This is a genomic window from Streptosporangium sp. NPDC048886 (assembly GCF_055586905.1).
Genome location: NZ_JBVJHH010000062.1, coordinates 1 through 24,530, shown reverse-complemented (window position 1 = coordinate 24,530; position 24,530 = coordinate 1). Strand labels below are relative to the sequence as shown.

At 71.4% G+C, this 24,530-nt stretch carries 22 protein-coding genes; 14 read left to right on the top strand and 8 right to left on the bottom strand.

What is annotated here, in order from left to right:
• Positions 1-12: 12 nt before the first annotated feature.
• From ACZ6R6_RS44800 to ACZ6R6_RS44785, 4 genes are all read left to right on the top strand, one after another.
• Complete coding sequence (locus ACZ6R6_RS44800) at positions 13-534, top strand: TetR/AcrR family transcriptional regulator (RefSeq protein ID WP_470103151.1); 522 nt, start codon at positions 13-15, stop codon at positions 532-534.
• Positions 535-685: 151 nt separating this feature from the next.
• Complete coding sequence (locus ACZ6R6_RS44795; RefSeq protein WP_470103150.1) at positions 686-1,642, top strand: hypothetical protein; 957 nt, start codon at positions 686-688, stop codon at positions 1,640-1,642.
• A complete protein-coding gene (locus ACZ6R6_RS44790; protein ID WP_470103149.1) occupies positions 1,639-2,859 on the top strand; it encodes an adenylosuccinate synthetase in 1,221 nt (406 codons plus the stop codon). Before ACZ6R6_RS44795 ends, ACZ6R6_RS44790 begins: the two co-directional genes overlap by 4 nt.
• A 52-nt stretch (positions 2,860-2,911) precedes the next feature.
• Entirely contained in the window at positions 2,912-3,136 is a 225-nt protein-coding gene (locus tag ACZ6R6_RS44785; RefSeq protein WP_306862792.1) for a DUF6458 family protein, read from the top strand.
• Positions 3,137-3,146: 10 nt separating this feature from the next.
• Here ACZ6R6_RS44785 and ACZ6R6_RS44780 read toward each other — a convergent pair whose 3' ends face one another.
• Positions 3,147-3,440 carry a Dabb family protein gene (locus tag ACZ6R6_RS44780; RefSeq protein WP_470103147.1) on the bottom strand — a complete coding sequence of 98 codons (294 nt, stop codon included), beginning with the start codon at positions 3,438-3,440 and terminating at the stop codon, positions 3,147-3,149.
• 269 nt (positions 3,441-3,709) lie between these two features.
• On the opposite strand from ACZ6R6_RS44780, the gene ACZ6R6_RS44775 reads away from it, so the two are divergent.
• Positions 3,710-3,988: a hypothetical protein gene (locus ACZ6R6_RS44775; protein WP_470103146.1), complete on the top strand. Its 279-nt coding sequence runs from the start codon at positions 3,710-3,712 to the stop codon at positions 3,986-3,988.
• Between the two features lie 388 nt (positions 3,989-4,376).
• Here the strand turns inward: ACZ6R6_RS44775 and ACZ6R6_RS44770 are convergent, their stop codons facing one another.
• The 4 genes from ACZ6R6_RS44770 to pdhA all read right to left on the bottom strand — a co-directional run bounded on the left by ACZ6R6_RS44770 (position 4,377) and on the right by pdhA (position 10,316).
• Positions 4,377-6,278: an ABC transporter ATP-binding protein gene (locus ACZ6R6_RS44770; RefSeq protein ID WP_470103144.1), complete on the bottom strand. Its 1,902-nt coding sequence runs from the start codon at positions 6,276-6,278 to the stop codon at positions 4,377-4,379.
• Between the two features lie 568 nt (positions 6,279-6,846).
• On the bottom strand, positions 6,847-8,232 hold the full coding sequence (locus ACZ6R6_RS44765; protein ID WP_470103142.1) for a dihydrolipoamide acetyltransferase family protein: 1,386 nt from the start codon (positions 8,230-8,232) through the stop codon (positions 6,847-6,849).
• Between the two features lie 12 nt (positions 8,233-8,244).
• Entirely contained in the window at positions 8,245-9,228 is a 984-nt protein-coding gene (locus ACZ6R6_RS44760) for an alpha-ketoacid dehydrogenase subunit beta (RefSeq protein ID WP_470103140.1), read from the bottom strand.
• Positions 9,225-10,316 carry a pyruvate dehydrogenase (acetyl-transferring) E1 component subunit alpha gene (gene pdhA, locus ACZ6R6_RS44755; protein WP_470103138.1) on the bottom strand — a complete coding sequence of 364 codons (1,092 nt, stop codon included), beginning with the start codon at positions 10,314-10,316 and terminating at the stop codon, positions 9,225-9,227. Before pdhA ends, ACZ6R6_RS44760 begins: the two co-directional genes overlap by 4 nt.
• 288 nt (positions 10,317-10,604) lie before the next feature.
• On the opposite strand from pdhA, the gene purS reads away from it, so the two are divergent.
• The 4 genes from purS to purL all read left to right on the top strand — a co-directional run bounded on the left by purS (position 10,605) and on the right by purL (position 14,712).
• Entirely contained in the window at positions 10,605-10,850 is a 246-nt protein-coding gene (gene purS / locus ACZ6R6_RS44750) for a phosphoribosylformylglycinamidine synthase subunit PurS (RefSeq protein ID WP_470103136.1), read from the top strand.
• Positions 10,851-11,021: 171 nt separating this feature from the next.
• Positions 11,022-11,462, top strand: a complete 441-nt coding sequence (locus ACZ6R6_RS44745) for an ATP-binding protein (RefSeq protein ID WP_470103135.1) — start codon at positions 11,022-11,024, stop codon at positions 11,460-11,462.
• 272 nt (positions 11,463-11,734) lie between these two features.
• Positions 11,735-12,418, top strand: a complete 684-nt coding sequence (purQ, locus tag ACZ6R6_RS44740) for a phosphoribosylformylglycinamidine synthase subunit PurQ (protein ID WP_470103134.1) — start codon at positions 11,735-11,737, stop codon at positions 12,416-12,418.
• Positions 12,415-14,712, top strand: coding sequence for a phosphoribosylformylglycinamidine synthase subunit PurL (gene purL / locus ACZ6R6_RS44735; protein WP_470103132.1), 2,298 nt, complete (start codon positions 12,415-12,417; stop codon positions 14,710-14,712). The genes purQ and purL overlap by 4 nt, the downstream gene beginning before the upstream one ends.
• Positions 14,713-14,907: 195 nt before the next feature.
• On the opposite strand, the gene ACZ6R6_RS44730 is transcribed toward purL, so the two are convergent.
• The gene (locus ACZ6R6_RS44730; protein ID WP_470103131.1) at positions 14,908-15,861 is read right to left on the bottom strand and encodes a hypothetical protein; all 954 of its coding nucleotides are present in this window, start codon (positions 15,859-15,861) and stop codon (positions 14,908-14,910) included.
• A gap of 230 nt (positions 15,862-16,091) precedes the next feature.
• Between ACZ6R6_RS44730 and ACZ6R6_RS44725 the strand changes: the two genes are divergently transcribed.
• The 4 genes from ACZ6R6_RS44725 to ACZ6R6_RS44710 all read left to right on the top strand — a co-directional run bounded on the left by ACZ6R6_RS44725 (position 16,092) and on the right by ACZ6R6_RS44710 (position 21,241).
• Positions 16,092-18,146 carry an adenylate/guanylate cyclase domain-containing protein gene (locus ACZ6R6_RS44725; protein ID WP_470103129.1) on the top strand — a complete coding sequence of 685 codons (2,055 nt, stop codon included), beginning with the start codon at positions 16,092-16,094 and terminating at the stop codon, positions 18,144-18,146.
• Positions 18,147-18,248: 102 nt separating this feature from the next.
• Positions 18,249-18,917 (top strand): Crp/Fnr family transcriptional regulator, encoded by a 669-nt coding sequence (locus ACZ6R6_RS44720; RefSeq protein ID WP_470103127.1) that lies wholly within the window; start codon positions 18,249-18,251, stop codon positions 18,915-18,917.
• A 106-nt stretch (positions 18,918-19,023) separates the two neighbouring features.
• A complete protein-coding gene (locus ACZ6R6_RS44715; RefSeq protein WP_470103125.1) occupies positions 19,024-20,511 on the top strand; it encodes an MFS transporter in 1,488 nt (495 codons plus the stop codon).
• A 244-nt stretch (positions 20,512-20,755) separates the two neighbouring features.
• A complete protein-coding gene (locus ACZ6R6_RS44710) occupies positions 20,756-21,241 on the top strand; it encodes a hypothetical protein (protein ID WP_470103124.1) in 486 nt (161 codons plus the stop codon).
• A 12-nt stretch (positions 21,242-21,253) separates the two neighbouring features.
• Here the strand turns inward: ACZ6R6_RS44710 and ACZ6R6_RS44705 are convergent, their stop codons facing one another.
• Both ACZ6R6_RS44705 and ACZ6R6_RS44700 read right to left on the bottom strand, forming a co-directional pair.
• A complete protein-coding gene (locus tag ACZ6R6_RS44705) occupies positions 21,254-22,033 on the bottom strand; it encodes a methylenetetrahydrofolate reductase (protein ID WP_470103123.1) in 780 nt (259 codons plus the stop codon).
• Positions 22,034-22,196: 163 nt separating this feature from the next.
• Positions 22,197-22,871 (bottom strand): TetR/AcrR family transcriptional regulator, encoded by a 675-nt coding sequence (locus ACZ6R6_RS44700; protein ID WP_470103183.1) that lies wholly within the window; start codon positions 22,869-22,871, stop codon positions 22,197-22,199.
• Positions 22,872-22,954: 83 nt separating this feature from the next.
• Between ACZ6R6_RS44700 and ACZ6R6_RS44695 the strand changes: the two genes are divergently transcribed.
• Entirely contained in the window at positions 22,955-24,409 is a 1,455-nt protein-coding gene (locus tag ACZ6R6_RS44695) for an MFS transporter (RefSeq protein ID WP_470103121.1), read from the top strand.
• Positions 24,410-24,530: the final 121 nt, after the last annotated feature.

Here is a 24,530-nt window from a genome sequence, read left to right as displayed (position 1 = left end):
GAAGGGAGACCCGTGCGGGCCGACGCGCGACGCAACCGTGAGCTCATCGTCACGACTGCGCTGGAGCTGTTCACCGAGCGCGGGGCGGCCGTGTCGATGGAGGAGATCGCCCGTGCGGCCGGGCTCGGCGTCGGCACGCTCTACCGCCACTTCCCCGACCGGCAGGCACTGCTGAAGGCCATCGCGCTCGACGCCCTGGAGCGGCTCCGGACGTTCGGCCGGGCCGCCGTCGCGGAGGACGTGCCGCGCCTGCGGGCCCTCCACCGGATCGTGGAGCACTGCGCCGATCTCCCCCTGGCGCTGATCAAGTCTCTGCTCGACACCACGCCGGCCGACCCCGAGCTGCAGGAGCTGGAGCTCGACGTCAACGCCCTGCTCGAACGGCTCCTCGCACAGGCCCAGCAGGAGGGGACGCTCCGCCGCGACATCCCGCCCCGCGAGATCGTCGGCCTGCTCAACGTGGCCGTCTGCCGCCCGGGGGCACGCGCCGACGACCACCTGACCACCGTGATACTCGACGGCCTCAGGGCCTGACCCGCCGGGGCCTGCCAGGGTTCCGCGGACGGCCGGGAGACGGCGGAGAAGAGCGGACCGCGCCGGAGCGGGTTGACGCGGCCCCAAGTTATTCTCATACTGAGATTGTCTCTAGTTGAGAATAACCTCTGCCCGGCCTTGGGAGGCCCCCATGGGAAGCGGAATCTGGTCCACCGACGTCTACGCCGCCGCCGCGAGCTACCGCGCGGCCAGCGGTGCCAGCGCCTTCGCCTACAGCGACAGCGGCGCGCGCACCGTGCACGACGACCTCAACCCGTACGGCGTGGCGGCCCGGGAGAGCCGTGACTCCGACGAGCACCCGGCCACCGTGGCCGTCGCCGTCCTGTTCGACGTGACCGGCTCGATGGGCGGGGTGCCCCGCACCCTCCAGACCAAGCTGCCCGACCTGCTCGGCCTGCTGCTCCGCAAGGGCTACGCCGCCGACCCGCAGATCCTCTTCGGCGCGATCGGCGACGCCACCTGCGACCGGGCCCCGCTGCAGATCGGCCAGTTCGAGTCCGACAACCGGATGGACGAGGATCTGGGCAAGATCCTGCTGGAGGGCGGGGGCGGCGGCCAGCGGACCGAGTCGTACGAGCTGGCGATGTATTTCATGGCCAGGCACACCTCGCTCGACTGCTTCGAGAAGCGGGGGCGCCGGGGCTACCTGTTCATCATCGGCGACGAACTCCCCTACCCGAAGATCAAGCGCCGCGAGGTCGGCAAGGTGATCGGCGACAGCCTCGGGCGGGACATCACGACCGAGGAGATCGTCGCCGAGCTGACCAGGATCTACGACGTCTACTACATCCTGCCCGCCGGGTCCGGCTACGCCGGCGACAGCCGCACGCTGGCCGCCTGGCGCGAGCTGCTCGGCCAGAACGTGCTGGAGCTGGACGACCTGGACGCGGTCTGCGAGACGATCGCGCTCACGGTCGGCCTCGGCGAGGACGCCATCGACCTGGACCAGGGGCTCGGCGACCTCGGCGACCTCGGCTCGGCCGCGGGGGCCGCGGTGGGCCGGGCCCTGGCCAGGCTGGAGCGGGGCGCGCCGGTGGTGGGCGGGGAGCTCGACCTCCGCGGCGGCAGCGGCGTGGTCCGGCTGTGAGCGAGCACGTGATCGTGGTCGACCTGGGCTACGGCGACGCCGGGAAGGGCACGGTCGTCGACTGGCTCTGCGCCCAGGGGCCGGTCCAGGCGGTCGTCAGGTTCAACGGCGGCGGGCAGGCCGGGCACAACGTCGTCCTGCCCGGCGGGCGGCACCACACCTTCGCCCAGTTCGGGTCCGGGACGCTCCGGGGCGTCCCGACCCACCTGTCCAGGTTCATGGTCGTGGACCCGCTCGCCCTGGCCTCGGAGGCCGCGCACCTGGCCGGGCTGGGCGTCCCGGACCCGTTCGGGCTGCTCACGGTGGACCGGGACGCCCTGCTCGCCACGCCGTACCACGTGGCGGCGGGGCGGGCCCGGGAGCTGGCGCGCGGGGCGGACCGGCACGGGTCGTGCGGGATGGGCGTCGGCGAGGCCATGGCCTACGCCCTGGGCCATCCGGGCCTCGGGCCGACCGCCGGCGACTGCGAGGACCCGGCGCTGCTCACGCGCAAGCTGCGCGCGCTCCGCGAGGCACTGGGGGTGACCGGGCCCGCCGTGGAGGACTGCGTCGCCGCCTACCGGGCGTTCGCCGAGCGGGTGACCCTGGTGGACTCCTCCTACACGGCCGCCCTGCTGCGCGGGCGCCCGGTGGTCTTCGAGGGGGCGCAGGGCGTGCTGCTCGACGAGTGGCACGGCTTCCACCCCCACACGACGTGGAGCACGACGACCTTCGCCAACGCGCTGGCCCTGCTCGACGGGGTGCCCGCCGTACGGCTGGGCGTGCTGCGCACCTACACCACCCGGCACGGGCCCGGTCCGCTGGTCACCGAGGATCCGGAGCTGGAGACGGCCGAGGCCCACAACGCGGACGGCCCGTGGCAGGGGCCCTTCCGGGTGGGTCACTTCGACGCGGTGGCCCACCGTTACGCGCTGGCGGTCGCGGGCGGCGCCGACGCGCTCGCGCTCACCCACCTGGACGCCCCGGTGTCGCGGATGTGCGTCTCCTACGACATCGGCGAGCTGCCGGCGGGGCCCCCGGGCGACCTGGACCGGCAGGCCCGGCTGACCGGGCGGGTGCTGAGGGCGCGTCCCCGCTACGCCGGCGGCATCGGCGCCGGCGACTGGCCCGCGGCCGTCGCCGACGCCCTGGGCGTCCCGGTCTGCCTGGGGTCGGCCGGACCCACCGCCGCGGACAAGGTCCGCCTGAGTAGTGTGATCGCCCCCGAAAGGGTATGACCAACCACGTACGCTCCCTTTACCTGGCCATTACTCGTGTCCGGAGGACCTGATGGGTGTCGGGGTCAGCATCTTCTTTCTCACGCTCGGCGCCATTCTCCGCTTCGCCATCGAGCCCGACGTCCTGGGTGAGGACGTGCACATCGACGTCATCGGCCTGATCTTCATGATCGTCGGCGCTGTCGGGATCGTGTTGAGCGTCGTGCTGGCCCCCAAGCGCGGGCAGACGTCGGACGACCGCCTGATGCACCGCGAGAACACCCCGCCGGACGCCTAGGGCGCGGCGCCTAGAGGACGTACTGCACGGCCGCCCGTGAGGCCAGGATCGGCTTGATGCGCTCGGCGATCACGGCCTGGTGCGCCGGGTGGTCACGGTAGACGAGATAGTCGTCGAGGCTGTCGAAGTCGGCGACGACCGCGAACTCGTGGTTGCCCGGGTTCACGCCCGCGTCGGCGCCGATGCCGTAGGCGCGGATCTCCGTGATGACCTCCGGCAGCTTGCCCAGCTCGGCCGCGACCGCGGCCCTCTGCTCGTCGGTGGCCCCTTCGGCCCAGGTGAAAAGCACGACATGCCGGAACATGATCTTCCCTTCATTCGAGTTCCCAGCCAGCGTACGGCCATGCCCACAGCGGCCGGACAGCGGGGACTAAATCCCATTTAGCGTGGGTAGAACTATTTGCCCGAAATGAGGTGATATGTACAATTTATTTCTTATTTATGCACCTCTGCGGTGCTTTGCCAAAGCATAAGTGCTTTGCGGTGTCTTGATCGCTCCTCCTCCGGCACGCTGTGGATTGTCCGGCAATCCATGAGGACGGATCCGTCTTCGCGTGAAAAACGGAGGATCGCATGAAAACCAAGACTGCCGCCTCGTTCGTCGCGAGCATGATGGGCGCGGGACTCCTCGCTGGAGCACTCGTGGCAGCTCCCGCAGGAGCCTCGGTCACGCCCACGGCGTCGACCCCGGCCGCCCAGACCGCCACCACGGCCACGAGCTTCATCACCGGCTGCGGCTGTTGGAGACGCCGCTGCTGCCGCTGTCGCGGCTGGGGCGGGGGCTGCGGTGGCTGGGGCGGGGGCGGGGGCGGCTGGGGCGGCTGGGGCAGTGGATGGGGCGGGTGGTGGTAGACCGGGGACGGACCGGCCGGCTCCCGACATAGGGCCGCCGGCGCAGGATCACACATGACCGGGGCGAGAGCACGTCCCCTCCCCGGCCGGCCCGGGGAAACCCGGGCCGGAAAAACGGAGGCGTTCATCCGCCGGACCCTCACCCGAGGGTGAAACCCGATGGACCATCCGCCTCCGCCGTCGAGCCCGCTCCTTTCCGGGAGCGGGCTCACCGCGTTTCGTTCCCGGGAGCGGTCTCACCGTTCCCCGGAGCGGACTTACTGTTCCCGGGAGCGGGCTCACCGTGCTTTCCGCGCCGCCTGGAGGCGGTCCGCTCCGGCGGCGAGAGGCGGAACGCCCTCAGAGCTTCCTCGGAGAGAGCTCCCTCAGAGCGGACGGAGGCCCTCCCTCAGAGCGGACGGGCCGCCGTGCCACGGCGCCTGAACAGGCTGATCCTCGGGCGGCCGGCGTCCCGGGCCGTTCCCAGGACGATCGTGTGAGCCGCCTCGGGGATGAGGCGGAGGTCATGGGTGATGAGGATGGTCGTGCGGCCGGACATGAGACGCCGGAGAGGCTCCATGATCCGCGCCGCGGTGCGCGCGTCGAGCCCGGTCATCGGCTCGTCGAGGACGAGCACGGGGGCGTCGCGCAGGATCGCCCGGGCGATGGCGATGCGCTGGCGCTGCCCGCCCGATATGAGCCGGCCGCGCTGCCCGATGGGCGTGTCGTACCCCTGCGGCAGCGTGCCGATGAAGTCGTGCACGTCCGCCAGGACGGCGGCCCGGACGATGTCGTCCATGCCGGAGCCGGGGCGGCCGTAGGCGATGTTGTCGCGCACAGTCCCGGAGAAGAGCAGATTCTCCTGCTGGAGGATGGTGATGTTGTCACGCAGCGACCGGCGCGGCAGGTCGCGGATGTCCACTCCGTCGAGGAGGATGCGCCCGACGGTGGGATCGTAGAACCGCAGCAGGAGCTTGGTGAGGGTGGACTTGCCGGCGCCGCTGGGCCCGGTGCACACGACGAGCTCGCCCGGCTCGGCACTGAAGGACAGGTTCCGCAGCGTGGGGCCGGTCCTGCCCGGGTAGGTGAAGCCGACCTCCTCGAAGTCGATCCGGCCGCGGCTCGGCGCCGCCGTGGGGACCGCCCCGTCGCGGTCGGTGACGGCGGGCCTGGTGCGCAGGATCTCGATGACGCGGTCGGAGCCCGCCGCCGCCTCGGAGACGGTGAGCGCGATCTGCCCCAGGTTCTGCACCGCCGGATAGAGATAGGCGAGGTAGGCGGCGAAGGCGAGCAGCCCGCCGATGGTGAGGCGGCCGGATGCGATCTCCCATGCGCCGAATCCCATGATGACGAGCAGGCAGACGGTCTCGATGACCTGGACGACCGGCCCGTAGAGCGCCGACAGCCGGGCCTGGGCCACGTTGGCCAGCAGCCAGGTGTGCCCCTCGGCGTGCAGCCGGCGCGCCTCGGTCTCCTGGCGGTTGTACGCCTGGACGAGGGATTGGTTGGCCAGCCCTTCCTCGATGACGCTGTTCATGGCTCCGTTGCTGAGCCGCTCGCGCGCGGCGACGCGCCTGAACCTCGACGCGAAGACCTTGGAGACGATCAGGAACGCCGGGACCATCGCGAACGTCACCAGCGCGAGATCCCACCGGATGTAGAAGGCGGCCCCGGCGAAGAAGACCACGCTGGCGAGCGTCGTGAGGAGCCGGACCACACCGGAGCCGACCAACTCCTCGATGGCCTCGATGTCGTCGGTGAGCCGGGCCATCAGGTCGCCCAGCCGTCGGTTGTCGAAGAAGTCCGGGGTGAGCGTCTGCAGGTGTGAGAACACCTCGCCCCGCAACCGCAGCAGGAAGCGCTCGCCGCCCAGGGCCGTGGCGTAGGCGCCGGTGAAGGAGGCCGCGCCCGCGACGACCACGAGGCCGAGCCAGATGAGTGCGGGGGTCCAGAACGCCCCCAGGTTCTGGCGGCTGAGGACCTCGTCGGTGATGAACCCGAACAGCCAGATCGCGCCGACCTCGCAGAGCGCCGCCACGATCGCCAGCAGGACCCCGGCCGCGAAGAGCCTGCGGACGCCACGGGTGTAGGGCCAGAACCGCCGGAAGGTGTCCCGGACGGAGACCGCCGGGGCGACCGGGGGCGGAGAGGCGTCCGCCGGGCCGGGCCCGTCCGGCGAGGGGAGAGCGGCGGGAGCAGTAAGCGAGAGCCGGCGGGTGACCCGCCGGCTCTCATTCGAACTGGTTACCACCACCAGCCGCCGCCCCAGCCGCCGCCCCAGCCGCCGCAACCGCAGCGACGCCGACGACATCCGCCCCAGCCGAGCGGGGCGCGGTTAGCCGGGAAGAGCTTGTTCAGTCTCATTGATTTTCCCTTCTGACCGTTCTTTCGCGGGACTTGCAATTACGACAGTAGCACCCATATGTGCACTAACAGTCGAATCCGGGACCTATTGGACATGTTTTACCGGCTGCACGGCAGCCCCTCCGCGACCGGACGGACGCACCTCCACCGACTTTCCGCCGCCGCCCATCTCTCCCCCATTCCGGGGGATTCTCCTTAAAGCCCGGCCCTGACAAATGCCAAGCGCAGGTCTCCACGATTCACGGGAAGGTCATCGGTACGCGCGGCGGACAGGCCGGCCCGAGTGCCCCGCATATCCCATAAATTCTTCATAAGAAGACATCGGAACCATGGAGCAGTAAATGAACATTAAATCAACGCATGAACACGCGAGCCCGCTCCCCGGGAGGGGGAGCGGGCTCGTGGCGGTTGCGACCGCGGCCCCGGTCACGGACGAGAGCTCCGGTCACCGGGACTCCGGCCGGCGGGGCCGCGGCTGAAGGAGGCTCCGACCAGGGGAGCTCCTCAGCGGGACTTCAGTTCCAGGCGAGCATCCGGAGGGGGTCTTCCAGCATGGCGCCGACGTCACGCAGGAACAGCGAGCCGAGCTCCCCGTCCACGACCCGGTGGTCGAAGGAGAGTGCCAGCGTGCACACTTTGCGGGCCACGATCTGCCCGTCCACCACCCACGGCATGTCCCTGACCTGGCCGAATGCCAAGATCGCCGACTCGCCGGGATTGAGGATCGGAGTGCCCGCGTCCACCCCGAACACGCCCACATTCGTGATCGTGATCGTGCCGCCGGCCATGTCGGCGGGCTGGGTCCGGCCCGCCCGGGCGGTCTCGGCGAGGGCGCCGAGGGCCCTGGCGAGGTCCGGGAGGGACATGGCGTGGGCGTCCTTGACGTTGGGGACGAGCAGGCCGCGGGGGGTGGCGGCGGCGATGCCCAGGTTCACGTGGTGCTTGACCACGATCTCCTGCGCCGCCTCGTCCCACGCCGAGTTGATCATCGGATACCGGCGGGCGGCGACGAGCACCGCCTTCGCCACCAGGAGCAGCGGCGACACCTTGACCTCGGCGAAGTCAGCCAGCCGTCGCAGCCGCCCGACCGCCTCCATGGTCTCGGTCACGTCCACCTGAAGGAACTCGGTGACGTGCGGCGCGGTGAACGCCGAGGCCACCATGGCCTGCGCGGTCGCCTTGCGCACCCCCTTGACCGGGATCCGCTCCTCACCCGTCCGTACGGCGTGCGCCACCGCCGGGACGGCGGCCGCCTCCACCGCCGACTGGACGTCGTCCCGGGTGATCGAGCCCTGCGGGCCGGTCCCGGTGAGCGTGGTCAGGTCGACCCCGAGGTCCTTGGCCAGCTTCCGCACCGGAGGCTTGGCCAGTGCCACGCCGGGCCTCACGGACGCGGCGGTCTCGGCGGGCGCGGCGGTCTCGGCGGGCGCGGCGGCGGTACCGGTGACCGGCCCGTTCTCCCGCGCGGCAGGCGGGCCCGCGGAAGGGGCGGACGGAGCGGACGGCGGCGCCTTGCGGGGGCGACGCTTGGCGGCGCCCATCTTGACGCCGTAGCCCACCAGGACGGGCTGACGCTCTTCCTTGGGGAGCGCCGGCACCATGTCCTCGGCCAGCGCCTGCCCGCGTTCGGGGGCCGAGGCCGGTGCCGGGGCGGCTCCGCCGCCGGTCCCGTCGTCGACGGAGATGATCGGCTTGCCGACGTCGACGGTCTCGCCCTCCGCGGCCATCAGAGCCGCCACCACGCCGTCGAACGGGCAGGGCAGCTCGACGACGGCCTTGGCGGTCTCGATCTCCACGATGATCTGGTTGACCTTGACCTGGTCACCGGCCTTGACGTGCCAGCGGACGATCTCGGCCTCGGTCAGCCCCTCGCCCACGTCGGGGAGCTTGAACTCCTTCATCGTCTCCCCTTCTCAGAACGCGAACGCGCGGTCTACGGCGTCGAGGACCCGGTCCAGATCGGGCAGGTAGTGATCCTCCAGCCTGGAGGGCGGGTAGGGCGTGGACGGCCCGCCGACACGCAGCACCGGGGCCTCCAGGTGGTAGAAGCACCTCTCGGTGACCCGGGCCGCCACCTCGGCGCCGAAGCCGTTGTAGACCGGCGCCTCGTGCACCACGACGCAGCGCCCGGTCCTGCGGACCGACTCCTCGACCCGCTCGATGTCCAGCGGGTTGAGAGAGCGCAGGTCGAGGACCTCCACGGACCGGCCGTCCTCCTCGGCCGCCGCCGCGGCCTCCAGGGAGGTCTTGACCATCGGCCCGTAGGCCAGGAGGGTGAGGTCGGTGCCCGGCCGTACCACCTGGGCCTGGTCGAAGGGCGTCCAGCCCGCGGCGTCGGCGGAGGTGTCCACCTCGGCCTTCTCCCAGTAGCGCCGCTTGGGCTCGAAGAAGACCACGGGGTCGTCGCACCGGATCGCCTGCTGGATCATCGTGTAGGCGTCGACGGGGTTGGAGCAGGCCACCACCCGCAGGCCGCCGGTGTGGGTGAAGTACGCCTCGGGCGACTCGCTGTGGTGCTCCACGGCGCCGATGCCGCCGCCGCACGGGATCCGCACCACGACCGGCAGCTTCACCTTCCCCAGCGACCGCAGCGGCATCTTGGCGAGCTGGGTGATGATCTGGTCGGCGGCGGGGAAGACGAACCCGTCGAACTGGATCTCGCAGACCGGGCGGTATCCCCGCAGCGCGAGGCCGATCGCCGTGCCGATGATGCCCGACTCGGCCAGCGGGGTGTCGATGACCCGCTGCTCGCCGAAGTCCTTCTGCAGCCCGTCGGTGACGCGGAACACGCCGCCGAGCTTGCCCACGTCCTCACCCATGATGAGGACCTTGGAGTCGTCCTCCATGGCCTTGCGCATGCCCTCGTTGAGCGCCTTGCCCAGCGTGAGAGTCGTCATCCCTCGAACCCCTCCAGGTAGGCGGCGAACTGGGCGCGCTCCTCGTCCATCAGCCGGTGCGGCTCCGCGTAGACGTGGTCGAAGATCGCCAGTGGCCCGGGGTCGGGCAGTTCGAGACAGCGTTTGCGCACGTCCCTGCCGAGCTCGTCGGCCTCGGCGTCGACCGCGTCGAAGAACTCCTGGTCGGCGAGCTGGTTTTTGAACATGTAGGCGCGGACCCGCTCGATCGGGTCCTTGAGCTTCCACGCCTCCAACTCGCTGGCCACCCGGTAACGGGTCGGGTCGTCGGAGGTGGTGTGCGCGCCCATCCGGTAGGTGAACGCCTCGATCATCACCGGGCCCTGCCCGGACCTGGCGTCGGCCAGCGCCTTGCGGGTGACCGCGAGACAGGCGAAGACGTCGTTGCCGTCGACCCGGACGCCCGGGAAGCCGAACCCGCTCGCCCTGCGGTACAGCGGGATGCGGGACTGCTTCTCCAGCGGCTCGGAGATGGCCCACTGGTTGTTCTGGCAGAAGAACACGACCGGGGCGTTGAACACCGACGCCCAGATGAACGACTCGTTCACGTCTCCCTGCGAGGTGGCGCCGTCGCCGAAGTAGACGATGGTGGCGACCTCGGCGCTGTCGCGCTGGACGCCCATGGCGTAGCCGACCGCGTGCAGGGTCTGGCTGCCGATCACGATCGTGTACAGGTGGAAGTTGTGCTCGGCCGGGTCCCAGCCGCCGTGGTTGACACCGCGGAACAGGCCGAGCAGGTTCACCGGGTCCACGCCCCGGCACCAGGCCACGCCGTGCTCGCGATAGGTCGGGAAGGCCATGTCCGTCTCGGCCAGCGCCCGGCCCGAGCCGATCTGCGCGGCCTCCTGACCGAGCAGGGAGGCCCAGATGCCCAGCTCGCCCTGGCGCTGCAGGGCCACCGCCTCCAGATCGACGCGGCGGACCAGGACCAGGTCCCGGTAGAGCCCGCGGATCTCCTCGGGCGTCAGATCGATGTCGTAGTCGGGATGCTCGACCCGTTCCCCTTCGGGGGTCAGCAACTGGACGAGCTCCGGGGGTGCTTCCGCACCACGAGGGGCCTCGGCTGTCACGTGCCGCTCCTGTGTGCTCGGGGCCGTCGAGATGGGTTCGCCACCACCGTCCGGCCGGTTAGCCACGCATACGACCCGTTTGGTGGTGGTTCGCTTGCGTTTGTGGACATCGTGGCAGAGGTCACATACCTGTGCGCAAGCCCTACCCCGGCATCCATACGCTCCCCGTTCCCGCTGGACCCCGCTTTACCCTCGCACGGAGGGAGCCCGGACCCGGCGACGAACTGCCGGAGAAGCCCGTTACCCTTGAGACGCCGGACCGTCCCCGCTGCAACCAGGAGGAACACCGTGGCGCGCGTCATCGTCGACGTCATGCTCAAGCCCGAGATTCTCGACGCGCAGGGCCAGGCGATCGCCCGGGCACTGCCGCGGCTCGGTTTCTCCGGTGTCTCGGCGGTGCGGCAGGGCAAGCGGTTCGAGGTGGAGATCGAAGGCCCCGCCGACGAGGCCGCGCTCGCGGAGGTCCGCAAAATGGCCGAGACCCTGCTGGCCAACACCGTGATCGAGGACTACGCGGTCTCCGTGGAGCAGTAAACCGTCATACGTCACACAGAGCGTTTCCTTACGTCCGGGTAAATCACACTCTGGATGTGTCATAATCCCACGGCTTGACCAACAGTAAATAACATTAAGGTTATTTTGCGGTTAGCCCGGATTCTGAGGGGAAACCTTGACAGGGTGACGTCTGGCCCCGGGAGGGATCCGGTGGATATCGAGTTCTCGTTGGCTCTGCCGAGGGAAGCCATCGGCATTCCCATGGTCCGCAGAGCGCTGGGCGACTCGCTGCGCTCACTCGGCGTCACCGAGGACTGCGTGTCCGACATCCTCCTCGCGGTCACCGAGGCGTGCGCCAACGCGGTGCGCCACGGCGGGCCCGCCAACCGCTACGAGGTCGAGGCCGCCATCGGCTACGGCCGCTGCGACGTCCGCATCATCGACAGGGGCCACGGCCTCATGCGGGTGCCCGAGCACTACCCCCCGGCCGACACCGAGAACGGCCGGGGCATCCTCATCATGCAGGCCGTGGTGGACGAGATCTCCTTCGACATCGCGCCCGGCCGGGGCACCACCGTGCATCTGCGCAAGCACCTCGACTGGGACGAGGACGCCGCCTTCCTCCGCCGTCAGATGCTCACCGCCGTTTGAGCGCCGCCGGGCGGCCACCGTACGGCCGTCGCCCGGCCGCCGACGCGGCCCCGTCCCGGCCCTCCGGACGCCTCCTCCGGCCGGTACGGCGTGACCCGCCGTTGTGCGATCCTCCAAGCCGCGGGCCGGTCCCCGGGCGGTGAGCTGTGTGATCGGACCGCTCCGCGTGTGACCTCTCGGCCAGGAGCGGATAGCCTGGGCGCACCGCCGCAGACCGTCATCCGATGTGTGAGATGTCGGCGCGGCGCTCGTTTGTGGAGGGGAACGCTGTCATGAGTGCTGCCCGCGTGGGCGTCGTCACTTTTCCCGGAACTCTTGACGATCAGGACGCGGCCCGCGCCGTGCGTCACGCGGGCGGCGAAGCCGTCCCGCTGTGGCACGCCGATCCCGATCTCAAGAAGGTGGACGCGGTCTTCCTGCCAGGGGGGTTCTCCTACGGAGACTACCTGCGCTGCGGGGCGATCTCCAGGTTCGCGCCACTGATGGAGGAGCTGATCCCCGCCGCCAGGGCCGGGCTCCCCGTCCTGGGCACCTGCAACGGCTTCCAGATCCTCTGTGAGGCCCACCTGCTGCCCGGCGCGCTGATGCGCAACGCCGGACTGCACTACGTCTGCCGCGACCAGGGCATCCGGGTGGAGAACACCGCCACCCCGTGGACGTCCGACTTCACCGAGGGCCAGGAGATCGTGCTGCCGGTCAAGCACGGCGAGGGCCGCTACGTCGCCGACGAGGCGACCCTGAGCGCGTTGGAGAGCAACGGCCAGATCGTCTTCCGCTACGTCGGAGGCAACCCCAACGGCTCCCTGAACGACATCGCGGGCATCCGCAACGAGGCCGGGAACATCGTCGGCCTCATGCCGCACCCCGAGCACGCGGTCGAGGACCTCACCGGCGCTCCGAGCACGGACGGCCGGGGGTTCTTCTCCTCCATCCTGAAGAAGCTGGTGAACCTGTGAGCGAGCGAGCCGACAAGCGCGGCGGCCAGGCGCCCGACACGAACCTGGACACCGTCGAGCGGGCCGAGGGCACCCCCGACGAGCGCCAGCCGTACGCCGAGCTGGGCATGAAGCTCGACGAGTACGAGCGGGTCCGCGACATCCTCGGCCGCCGGCCCACGAGCTCCGAGCTGGCCATCTACAGCGTCATGTGGAGCGAGCACTGCTCCTACAAGTCCTCCAAGGTGCACCTGCGGCAGTTCGGCACCAAGGCCCCCGAGTCCGAGGCGCTGCTCGTCGGCATGGGCGAGAACGCCGGCGTCGTCGACATCGGCGACGGCTGGGCGGCCACTTTCAAGATCGAGTCGCACAACCACCCGTCCTACGTCGAGCCGCACCAGGGCGCGGCGACGGGCGTCGGCGGCATCGTCCGCGACATCATGTCGATGGGCGCGCGGCCGATCGCGGTGATGGACGCGCTGCGGTTGGGCGCGGCCGACGCCCACGACACCCGGCGGGTGCTGCCCGGCGTGGTCGAGGGCATCAGCCACTACGGCAACTGCCTGGGCCTGCCCAACATCGGCGGCGAGGTCGTCTTCGACCCCTGCTACATCGGCAACCCGCTGGTCAACGCGCTCTGCGTGGGCCTGCTCCGCAAGGACCAGATCAAGCTGGCGACCGCCCCCGGGCCGGGCAACAAGGTCGTGCTGTTCGGCGCGCTGACCGGCCCCGACGGCATCGGCGGCGCGTCCGTCCTGGCCTCGGCCACGTTCGAGGACGAGTCGCACGCCAAGCGCCCCAGCGTCCAGGTGGGCGACCCGTTCATGGAGAAGCTGCTGATCGAGTGCTGCCTGGAGCTCTACCAGGCGGACGTGGTCGTCGGCATCCAGGACCTCGGCGCGGCCGGCGTCTCCTGCGCGACCACCGAGCTCGCGGCCAAGGGCACCGGCGGCATGGACGTCAAGCTGGAGCTGGTCCCGCTGCGCGATCCGTCGCTGCGGCCCGAAGAGATCCTGATGAGCGAGTCGCAGGAACGCATGATGGCCGTCGTCACCCCCGACGACATCGATGCCTTCATGGCGATCTGCACCAAGTGGGACATCCCGGCGACCGTGATCGGTGAGGTCACCGACTCCGGCCGTCTGGTGATGACCTGGTACGGCGAGACCATCGTGGACATCCCGCCGGGCACCGCGGCCGACGACGGCCCGGTCTACGAGCGGCCGTTCCACGAGCCGGCCGGCCAGACGGCGCTCAACGCCGACACCCCGGCACGGCTGGCCCGCCCCGACGACCTGCGGGCGACGCTGCTGGAGCTCCTCGGCTCGCCGAACCTGGCGTCCAAGGAGTGGGTGACCTCCCAGTACGACCGCTACGTCCGCGGCAACACCGTGCTGGCCCAGCCCGCCGACGCCGGCGTGCTGCGGATCAGCGAGGTCATGCCGGGCGCCGAGGAGACGACCCGGGGCATCGCGCTGTCGACGGACGGCAACGGCCGCTACGCCCGGCTCGACCCGTACGCGGGCGCGCAGCTCGCGCTGGCCGAGGCCTACCGGAACGTGGCGGTGACCGGCGCCAGGCCGCTCGCGGTGACCAACTGCCTCAACTTCGGCTCCCCCGAGGACCCCGAGGTCATGTGGCAGTTCGCCGAGGCCACCCGTGGCCTGGCCGACGCCTGCAAGATCCTCGGCGTGCCGGTGACCGGCGGAAACGTCTCCTTCTACAACCAGACGGGGTCCACCCCGATCCACCCGACCCCGGTCGTGGGCGTGCTGGGCGTGATCGACGACGTGGCCGGGCGGGTGCGCAGCGGCTTCACCGGCCCGGACGAGAAGGTCATCCTGCTCGGCGAGACGGCCGAGGAGTTCGGCGGCTCCGAGTGGGCCCACGTGGTCCACGGCCACCTCGGCGGCCTGCCGCCCCAGGCGGACCTGGAGGCCGAAGGCGCCATGGCGCTCGTCCTGGCCGAGGCCGCCTCCCGCGGCCTGCTGACCGGCTCCCACGACCTGTCCGACGGTGGCCTGGCGATCGCCCTGGCCGAGGCCTGCCTCGCCCAGGGGGTCGGCTGCACGGTCTCCCTGCCGGGCGAGGACGCGTTCGTCGACCTGTTCAGCGAGTCGTCGGCCCGCGCGCTGGTGACCGTGGCACCGGAGTCCTTCGCGGCCTTCGCCGAGCTCTGTGCCGCCCACGAGGTCCCCTGCCAGGCCCTGGGCACCACCGGCGGCGCCTCGCTGACCGTCGAGGGCGTCCTGGACATCCCGGTCGCCGAGCTCCGGGAGACACACACGGCCACCCTGCCGGGCATCTTCGGCTGATCCACCGAACGTCGAAGGGGTACGGCCCGCGCCAGAACCCTTCTTGAGGTGAGAACCTCGAGGAGGGTCCATGGGCGGGCCGTACCCCTTCGACGTTGGCGGACGCCCCCGTATCTCAGGGCCGTCCTCCGACGTGGGAAGGCCTCCCGGCAGCCGTCCGGGAGGCCTCCCGCCGATGTCGCGCTCCGCCCGGGATCAGGAGGACATGCAGATCACGTAGACGAGACCGCTGGAGTTCTTGCCGCTCACGGTCCAGGCGGTCGGCGCGCCGGCGGTGGCGTTGGGGGCGCTCGTGTAGATCTGGCCGGAGGCGCTGCCGTCGCCGCTGCTGTAGCCACCGCCCGTGGCGACCTTGCCCGCGCCGCAGCTCACGCTCTGGGTCCCGCCATGACCGCCGAAAGTGAACGGCTGGGTGAGGGTGGTGACGCTGGGAGCGCCGCCCGAGCCGCCGCCCGAACCCGGCGTACCGGGGTCACCCTTGTCGCCCTTGGGGCCCTTCAGCGACGCGATGAAGTCCGCCTTGGACTTGCCCCTGTTGCCTGGCAGTTCGAGCCAGACCTCGTAGGCGCTCTTGCCGTCCCGGCCGTCCTCCCCGTCCCGGCCGTCCTCGCCGTCCCGGCCGGGCCGGCCGTTGGAGCCGCTCTCGCCCCGGGGGCCCTGCGGGCCGGTGTCGCCCTTGGCGCCGGGGGCGCCGTTGCGGCCGGGCTCGCCCTGCTTGCCCGGGGCGCCGTCCTGGCCGTTCTTGCCGGGCAGGCCCTGCTCGCCCTGCTTGCCGGGGGCGCCGTCCTTGCCGTCCTGGCCGTCCTTGCCGGGGGCGCCGTCCTTGCCGGGCAGGCCCTGCCTACCCGGGATCCCCTGGGGGCCGGCGGGGCCCTGGGCGCCGTTGCGGCCCGCGGGACCCTGCGGGCCCTGGGTGTTCACGCCCTGGGACTGGGAACCGCCGTCACCCCAGGTCACGCGGATCTCGGTGGCCCTGCACGCGGCCGTCGCGTTGACGATCCGCGCGTAGCGCGTCTTCTTGTTGACACATGCGTGCACCTCGGTGCCGGCCGACGCGACGGCGCTGCCGCCCGTCGCGAAGAGGGTCCCGGCCAGCACTCCGACGGTCACGACGCCGATCGTGCGCCCGCCCGGCAACTTGAAAGCCACTGGGCTTCCTTTCTGCAACACCAGATCCTGGTGTGTTCAGTGATTCACCAGTTGCACGGTTAGACCGTTCCAACGGTTGTCGCGGCAAACATAACGGTTCGGGAACGAACGATTTCCTGATCGCGGCAGCCGGGTGCGCGATAATCGGACCGTTCGGGGGAATCCCGCCCGATGGGTGTGGACGGACGCGACAGGGAACCCGCCGGGATCCCCAGACACGGAGGCCACCCGTGCCGACGAACGATCTCATGAGCACCTCGACCGAGGAGCGCCCCAGGTCCGAGCCGTATCTCCCCCCGGCGACCCAGCCGGTCCGCGCGGTGGTCTGGGTGATCCACCTGGCACTGCCCATGCTCGGGCTCTGGCTGCTGCTGGCCAACCACGACGACCTGAACGGCGAATGGCACGACAACCTCAGCCATTTCTGGCTGATCATCGCCGTGGCGGGGATCAACGTGGTCCTGGGCGTCATGATCGGTCAGGCGTCGGCCCGGCGGGCCGACGCCCGGCTGCTGCTGGTCTCGCTGGTCTTCCTGAGCAGCGCGGGCTTCTTCCTGATGCACGGCCTGGCCACGCCGAAGATCATCCTTGGGAAGGGGACCTACGGCTTCGACCTCTCCCAGCCGGTCGGCCTCCTCGTCGCCTCGGTCTTCGCGGCCGCCTCGGCCCTGCCGCTCAGCGAGCGGGCGGCCCGGGCCGTACTGGGAGCGCAGGCCTGGCTGCGCGGCGGGCTCGGCGTGCTGCTCGCTCTGTGGGGTGCCGCCTCGCTGGTGCCGGGCCTCACCGCGCTGAGCGCCCCGGCTCCCGGGGCCGGCGCCGGTCTCGGGGGGGCCGAGCTGGCCGGGGTCGCCCTCTACTCGGTGGCGACCGTGATGATGTTCCGGCTCCACCGCAGGCGCCCGGCCGCCATGCTGGTCAGCCTCATCACCGCCTACACGCTACTCGCCGAGGCGATGGTCGCCGGGATGTTCCGCCACAACTGGCACATGTCGTGGTGGCTGTGGCACCTGCTGCTGACCCTGGCCTTCGTGTTCGTCGCCTACAGCGCCCACCTGCAGTTCCGGCGGGAGGGCACCAGCGCGGGACTGTTCGACTCGGTGGCCCTGTCGGCGACCGTTCTGAGGATCAGGGCCGAGTACGAAGACGCCCTGGAGGAGCTCGTCGGCCACCTCCGGCGCCGGGCCGAGACCAGGGTCCCGGTCGCGACGAGGTTGGCGGGCAAGTTCGGGCTCACCGAGGGGCAGGCGGCGGTGCTCGACCGGGCCGGCGAGGCGCTGGCCAACGAGCGTGAGCTGTCCGAACGGCTGGCCGCCCTGGTCGACACGGGCAGGCAGGCCCGCGTGGGACTGCCCGAGCGGGAGCTGCTGACCCAGGCCCTGGACCGGGTACGGCAGGCCTACGGCGACGTGCGCATGACGCTGGTGGCGGACGGGCGGGTCGCCATGGGGTCCAGGGAGTACGGCCCGGCGGACTTCCCCGGCGGCGAGCCCGTCCGGCTCGACGGCGCGGTCGTCCATCCGCTGACCGTGAAGGGACAGCTCGCCGGCGCGCTGGAGGTGCCGGTGGGCAGGACCCCGCAGGACGAGGCGCTCGCCGCCACGCTGGCGGGCCAGCTGTCCATCTCCCTGGAGAACGCCCGGCTCTACCAGGAGCTGTCCACCCTGTTCCGGCAGTACATGTCCCCGGACGTGGCCAACTCCCTGCTGGCCGACCCCCGGACGGCGGCGCTCGGCGGCGAGCTGGTCGAGCTGACCGCGCTCTTCGCCGACCTGAAGGGCTTCACGAGCTTCTCCGAGCGGTCCGCGCCGGGGGAGATCGTCGAGATGCTGAACCGCTATCACACGGCGGCCGTGCCCATCATCCTCAGCCACGGGGGCACGATCGTGCAGTTCGTGGGAGACGCGCTGCTGGCGCTGTTCAACGCGCCCGCCCCGCAGCCGGGGCACGCCACCGCCGCGGCCAGGGCGGCCCTGGCCATGCAGGAGGCGGCCGAGGAGATCGCCGCCGGGACGGCGGGCTACCCCCGGTTCAGGATCGGGATCAACACCGGCCTCGCGCTGGTCGGCAACATCGGCAGCCCCGAACTGCGCGGGTTCAACGCGATGGGCGACTGCGTGAACGTGGCCGCCCGGCTGGAGAGCATCGCCGAACCCGGTACCGTCGTGATCGGCCAGAGCACCCTCGACCAGATCGACCCCCGTCCCAGGGTCCGCTCCCTGGGCGAGCTCTCCCTCAAGGGCAAGCGACAGCCCGTCCACGCGTACGTGCTGTCCGGCCTGCCGTAGCGGTCCGTCGTCCGCGACAGCCGTACGGCCCGCCCCGCACACCCCGCTCCGCACAACCCGCACACCCCGCACAGCCGCAACCGACATCGCCAGGAGGTGCCCGTGAGTCCTACCCCCGAGCCGGGCGAGTTCGCCACCCTGCTCACAGCCGACGAGGTCACCGCGCTGCACGCGGCCGGCCGTCCCCGGCGCTGGGACCGGGGTGCGGTGGTGTGCACCGAGGGCGACGTCGCCGACTGGGTGCTCCTGCTGACATCCGGCCGGGTCAAGGTCTCCTCGCACACCGCCGGCGGGACCGAGGTGATCCTGGCCGTACGCGGGCCGGGCGCGCTGCTCGGCGAGTTCGCCGCCCTGGACGGCCTGCCGAGGTCGGCCACGGTCACCGCGCTGGAGCCGGTCGAGGGGATCGCGGTCCACGACTTCTCCGGTTACCTGCAGGAGCACGGCCGGGTGGCCGTACTGCTCATGCGGACGCTGATCGGCAAGATGCGCGACTCCGACCGCAAGCGGATCGAGTACGGCGCGTTCGACACCACGGGCCGGGTGGCGACCCGGCTGGTCGAGCTGGCCGAGCGGTACGGCGAGCCGGTCAACGGCGGGGTGCGGGTGACGCTGCCGCTCTCCCAGGACGAGCTGGCCGGCTGGACCGGGGCCTCCCGCGAGGCGGTCAGCAAGGCGCTGCGCTCGCTGCGGGACCGCGGCCTGATCGAGACCGGCCGCCGCCGAGTGATCATCCATGACATGGAGGGCCTCCGCAGAAGGGCCCGCTGAGACCGTCCGGCCACCGGGGCGTGTGCCCGGCGGCGGCCGATCTCCCCCAGGGCCGGGCGCCGATCTCCCTCGGGGCCGGGGCGCCGCGTGCGTCAGACTGGGGCGCATGGTCTCCATCCCCCAGGACCTGCCCGGCTCCCCCGAATACGTCTCCAGGCTCCGTTACGCGTGGCGGGTCTGCTCGGTCACCAGCCTCGGCCTGGTGCTGATCGGCATCTCCGGGAGCACCCTGAACGTCGCGCTCCCCGCCGTGGTCAGGCACTTCCACGCCGACGCGTTCGCCGCGGGATGGATCCTGCTGGCGTTCCTGCTCGTCAACACCGCGACCCTGGTGTTCTTCGGCCGGGTGGCCGACCTGCTCGGCCGCAGGGAGGTCTACCTCGCGGGGTTCGCCCTTTTCACGGTGGGATCGCTGCTGGCGGGGCTGTCGCCCGGCGTCTGGTTCCTGATCGCGATGCGGGCGGTGCAGGCCGTCGGAGCCGCCATGATCCTGGCCAACGGGACCGTGATGATCACCGACGCCTTCCCGCCCGACCGCCTCAGCCAGGGCATGGGCGTCTACATCGGCACCCTCTCGGTCGCCCAGCTCGCCGGCCCGACCCTGGGCGGTCTGATCGCCGAGACCGCCGGCTGGCAGTGGATCTTCTGGGTGAACGTGCCCGCCGGCCTGACCGCTTTCGTCTGGGGCTCCTTCACCCTCCGCCGGGTCGCCCGGGGGCCGCGCGAGCCGGTGGACGCCGCCGGCAACCTGATCGTCTTCGCCATGCTGTCGGCCGCGCTCATCGCCCTCTCCGAGGCGGGCTCGCGGGGCCTGTCCAGCCCGACCGTGATCGTCGGCGCCGCCGTCTCGGCGGCTCTCGTCCCGGCCCTGATCATCGTGGAGCGCCGGGCGTCGCACCCCGTGCTCAACGTCCGGCTCTTCGGTGAGCGCATGTTGGCCTTCGCCAACCTCGCCTCGTTCTGCAACGCGCTGGCCCGCGCGGCGCTGATCCTGCTCGCCGCCCTCTACTTCCAGGCGGCCAGGGGCGTCGACGCCGTCACGGCCGCCCTGGGCGTGCTCCCGGTCCCGGTCGGCATGGCCCTGGCCTCCCCGTCCGCGGGCTCCCTCGGCCGCCGCGTCGCCCCCTACGCGCTGTCGGTCGGGGGCTCGCTGCTGAGCGCGGCGGGGCTCGGCGTCCTGGCCCTGAACACCGACCCCGCCACGCCGTACTGGATCATCGGGGTGGGCCTGTTCCTGTGCGGCTGCGGCAGCGGCACCTTCCTCACCGGCAACACCACCCAGGTCATGACCGCCCTGCCGGCCGGGAGCCTCGGCCTGGTGAACGGCTTCCGGCTGATGATCATGAATGTCGGGATCGTGCTCAGCGTCGCCCTCACCCTGAGCGTCCTGACCAGCTCGGTCAGCGCCGGGCTGCGCGGCCAGGTCTACGAGGGCACGCTGTCGCGCATGTCCCCCGTCGCGGTGGACCAGCTCATGGACGGCTTCCGGAAGACCTACGCCGTCCTGTTCGCCGTCGCCCTCGTGGGCGCCCTGATGTCCGCGCTGGCCCGGGCGCGGGCCGCGCCGCCCGGGCAGGACCCGGCTCCGCGGTAGCGGGCCCGGCGGGGTGGACTCCCGGCACCGGCGCGCCGCCCCGTCCTCCGGCCCGGCGGGGCGGGCGTCCGCCTCAGCGTGGCGTCCCGCCCGGCACGACGCGGTCGGCATAATGAGATCGACAACCTGGTCAGAGCGGTCCCATCGGGACGGCTCTGACCATCTCCTCCCCCGTCACCCGCGCTCCGTCGCCCGGCGGGCAGCTGCCGCCGGCGCCCGGGCGTCCGTCCGGCAGGAGGAGCACGTGCGTTCCGTCATCGGGTTGGGAGTGACCGCCGCTCTCGTGATGGGCCCGGTCCTCCCGGCCACGGCCTCCCCTCCGCCACCGGCGGGCGTCGGGGCGGTCACCGGCGACCACATCCCCGCCGAGCTGAAGAACCGCACGTCGCTCCGGGTCCTGCCGGAGTGGCCCCGCCAGAACAACAACGTCCGGATATTCGTGCACTGCCCCCCTACCGCGAACCACGCGATCATCGGCTCCACCGCGTTCACCCTCAAGGGTTCGAGGCGGATCTACCGGGAGGTGGGGCTGGGGCTGTCCGACAGGGGCCTCGGACGCCGCGCCGTCTCCATCTCCTACTACGCCCTCCCGGGACGTCACGAGGTCTGCATGAAGTGCGTGAAGGTCACCATCAACGAGCAGACCCGCATCAGGAGGATCCGGGTGATCAGCCGTTACTCCGTCCCCCTCCAGGTCCGCAGGTTCGACATCGCCCAGTTCTTCGACTGACCGGGGCCGTGCTCAGAGGGCGCCGCTCAGCCGGGACTCGACCTCGCGGTAGCGGGCCACCGGGATCAGGTGGACGCCGTCGAAGGCGCCCGAGTCGCGGATGCGCAGCACCTGCTCGCAGGCGGCCTCGACGCCGGCGAGGCGGTCGGCCGCGACCCGCTCCACCAGGTCGGCGGGGATGTCGATGTCGGGGATCGCGGCGGCCAGGCGGCGGGCGTGGTTCTCGCTGGCGATGACCATCACCCCCGCATAGACCGGCACGTCCACGGGGTTGGCCTCGCGCCACCGGAGCAGCGCCTCGACCGAGAAGCTGACCTGGACGAACATGAAGTCGGCCGCGCGCTTCCAGGCGGGCAGCGGGCGCAGCGCGGCGGCGGTGCCGACCCGGAAGGCGGGCGTCCGGGCGAAGGCGGGATCCTCGCCGAGGGAGCGCACCTCGTCGATCATCGAGCGCACGGTGAGGTCACTGGTCCGGTTGCCCGAGCCGGGCTTGTCCCCGTAGATGAACAGGAACTGGTCGACCCCGTAGGCGGCGGCGGTGAGCAGATCGCGGCGGAAGCCCAGCAGGTTGCGGTCACGGGAGTTGAGGCACGCGATGCTGCGCCCGCCCATCGCCTGGACCTCGTGCGCGACGGCGACGCTGGAGACCGTGGCCCGGCCGATGTGGTTGTCCGGGATCAGGAACGAGTGCGCGATCTTGCTGAGCGTGCCGATCTGGTGCCGGACATGCTTGAGGTCGGGGCGGGTCGGCGGCTCGACCTCGCAGACGAGTTCAAACGGACGATCAGTCATGCCGATCAAGTTACGGGGCCGGGTCCCCGTCTGCCAGCCGCCTGATTGCTCCGTTGCCCGGGGCCGGGCGTCACCCGCCCGGCCCGCCGTGCGCTCCGGTCAGCGTCCGGCCCGGGCGGCGAGGAGTCCGGTCACCGTACGGCCCGCCCGCCGTACGGCCCGGTCACCTCGGGGTCCGGGCGGCGAGGAGGCGGGCCGCCATGGCCTCGACGCCGGCCGCCAGGACGTCGACGCCGAAGGTGTCGTAGAGCTCGGCCGGGCCGCCCTCGGCGAGGGGGGCGGCCATCTTCACGATGTGCGGGTAGGTGTCCGGTGGCAGCGACTGGAGGGTGACGCGCTTGAGGCGCAGGCGCTCGGCCGCTTCCGGCTCCGACATGCCGGGACGGCGGTTCATCGGGCCGGCGGCCAGGGCGATCGCGCCCTGGAGCAGGTATTTGGAGATCAGGCAGCTCTCCTGGGGGGAGAACCTCGCCCGCTCGCACAGGCCGAGGGCGGTGTCCCACACCCGCAGGAAACTCGGCACGGCCATGTGGTCCACCTCCTCCAGCACGGGCGCCGCGCACGGGTAGCGCCGCAGCACCTTGATCAGGCCGGTGACCAGCTCGCGGAGCTGCTCCTGCCACGGTCTGGCGGGGTCCCCGGTGACCACGAACCCCTCGATCAGGTGGTCGGCCATCCCGATGATCAGCTGTTCCTTGTTCTTGAAGTGCCAGTAGAGCGCCATCGGGGTCACCCCGAGCTCCTGGGCGAGCCGCCTGATGGTCACGGCCTGGAGACCTTCGGCCGAGCCGATCTCCAGTGCCTGCTCGACGACGGCCTCACGGGTCAGTTTTCCCATCACGCTTGACAACTATACGCCGTACACGTTCCACTATCCACCGTACATGTACGCCGTACAAGTACGCCGTAGAGGGAGTCGGAGTGACGGATAACCGCAAGTGGTGGGCGCTGGGAGCGATCTCGCTGGCCACTTTCATGACCTATCTGGACAACAACGTGGTCAACGTCGCGCTGCCCACGATCCAGCGGGACCTGGGGCTGAGCATCTCGGGGCTGGAATGGATCGTGAGCGGCTACATCCTGGTCTTCGCCGGGCTGATGCTGGTCGGCGGGCGCCTGGCGGACGTCTTCGGACGGCGGCGGATCTTCATGATCGGCCTCGGGGTGTTCACGGTGGCGTCGCTCGCCGCCGGGCTGGCCACGGACGGCACCGCCCTGATCGCCGCCCGGGCGGCGCAGGGCGTCGGCGCCGCCTTCCTGACGCCCACCGCGCTCGCCCTGCTCACCTCGGTCTTCCCCGACCCCCGGGAGCGCGCGACGGCGGTCGGGCTGTGGAGCGCGGTCGGCGCGCTGGCCCTGGCCCTCGGCCCGCTGACCGGCGGGTTCATCAGCGAGCGGTGGGACTGGGGCTGGATCTACCTGATCAACGTGCCGCTCGGGGCCCTGACCTTCGCGCTCGGGCTGTGGGCGATCAGGGTGACCCCGCAGGACCGGGTACGGCACGGCCTGGACGTCCCGGGCCTGGTGACGTCCAGCCTGGCGCTGTCCGCGCTGACGTACGCGCTCATCGAGGGCGACGGCGCGGGCTGGACCTCGCCGGAGATCCTGGGCGCCTTCGGCCTCGCGGTGGCCTCGGCGGCGACGTTCGCGGTGATCGAGATCAGGAGCCGGGAGCCGATGATCGACCTGTCGCTGTTCCGGTCCCGGGTCTTCAGCGGGGGCGCGCTGTCGATGGGGCTGTGGTCGTTCGGGGTGTTCGGGATCTACTTCTTCACCGCGCTGTACCTGCAGAACGCGCTGGGCTTCTCACCGATGGAGGCCGGGATCTCGTTCGTGCCCATGGCGCTGGTGATGGCCGTGACCGCGGCCCTGGCCCCGCGGATCAGCGCCGCGCTCGGGACCGCGCGGACCGTGGCCGCCGGGCTCCTGCTGATGGCCGTGGCGGTGTTCGGGATCTCCTTCGTCGGTGAGGGCGGCACGTTCGGGGACCTGCTGCCGTGGTTCCTGGTCTACGGGCTGGGCGGCGGGCTGCTGGTGCCGCTCACCACGGCCGTCCTGGGCACGCTGCCCACCGGCCGCGCCGGGGTGGCCGCGGGCGTCCTGAACGTCTCGCGGGAGATCTTCGGCCTGCTCGGGATCACCGTTCTCGGGGCGATCCTCAGCGGCCGGCAGACTTCCTTCCTCCAGGACGGAGCCAGGCCGCTGGCGGCCTTCCTCTCCGCCTACCAGTCCACCCTGGTCATCGCGGCGGCCATCGTGCTGGTGGGCGTGCCGGTCAGCCTGTTCTCCCTGCGGGCCCCCCGGACCCCCAAGAGCCAGGAGATCCAGGAGAGCCCGGAGACCGCCGTCGAGCGCCCCGCCGTACCGGTGGCGTGAGACAGGCCGGAGGGTGCCGCCCGCGCCCGGCGCGGGCGGCACCGGGGAGATCAGGAGCCGATCTTCTTGCCCTGCCGGTGCCAGGCCACCACGACGGACGGACGGGGCTGGCTGGTGCCGC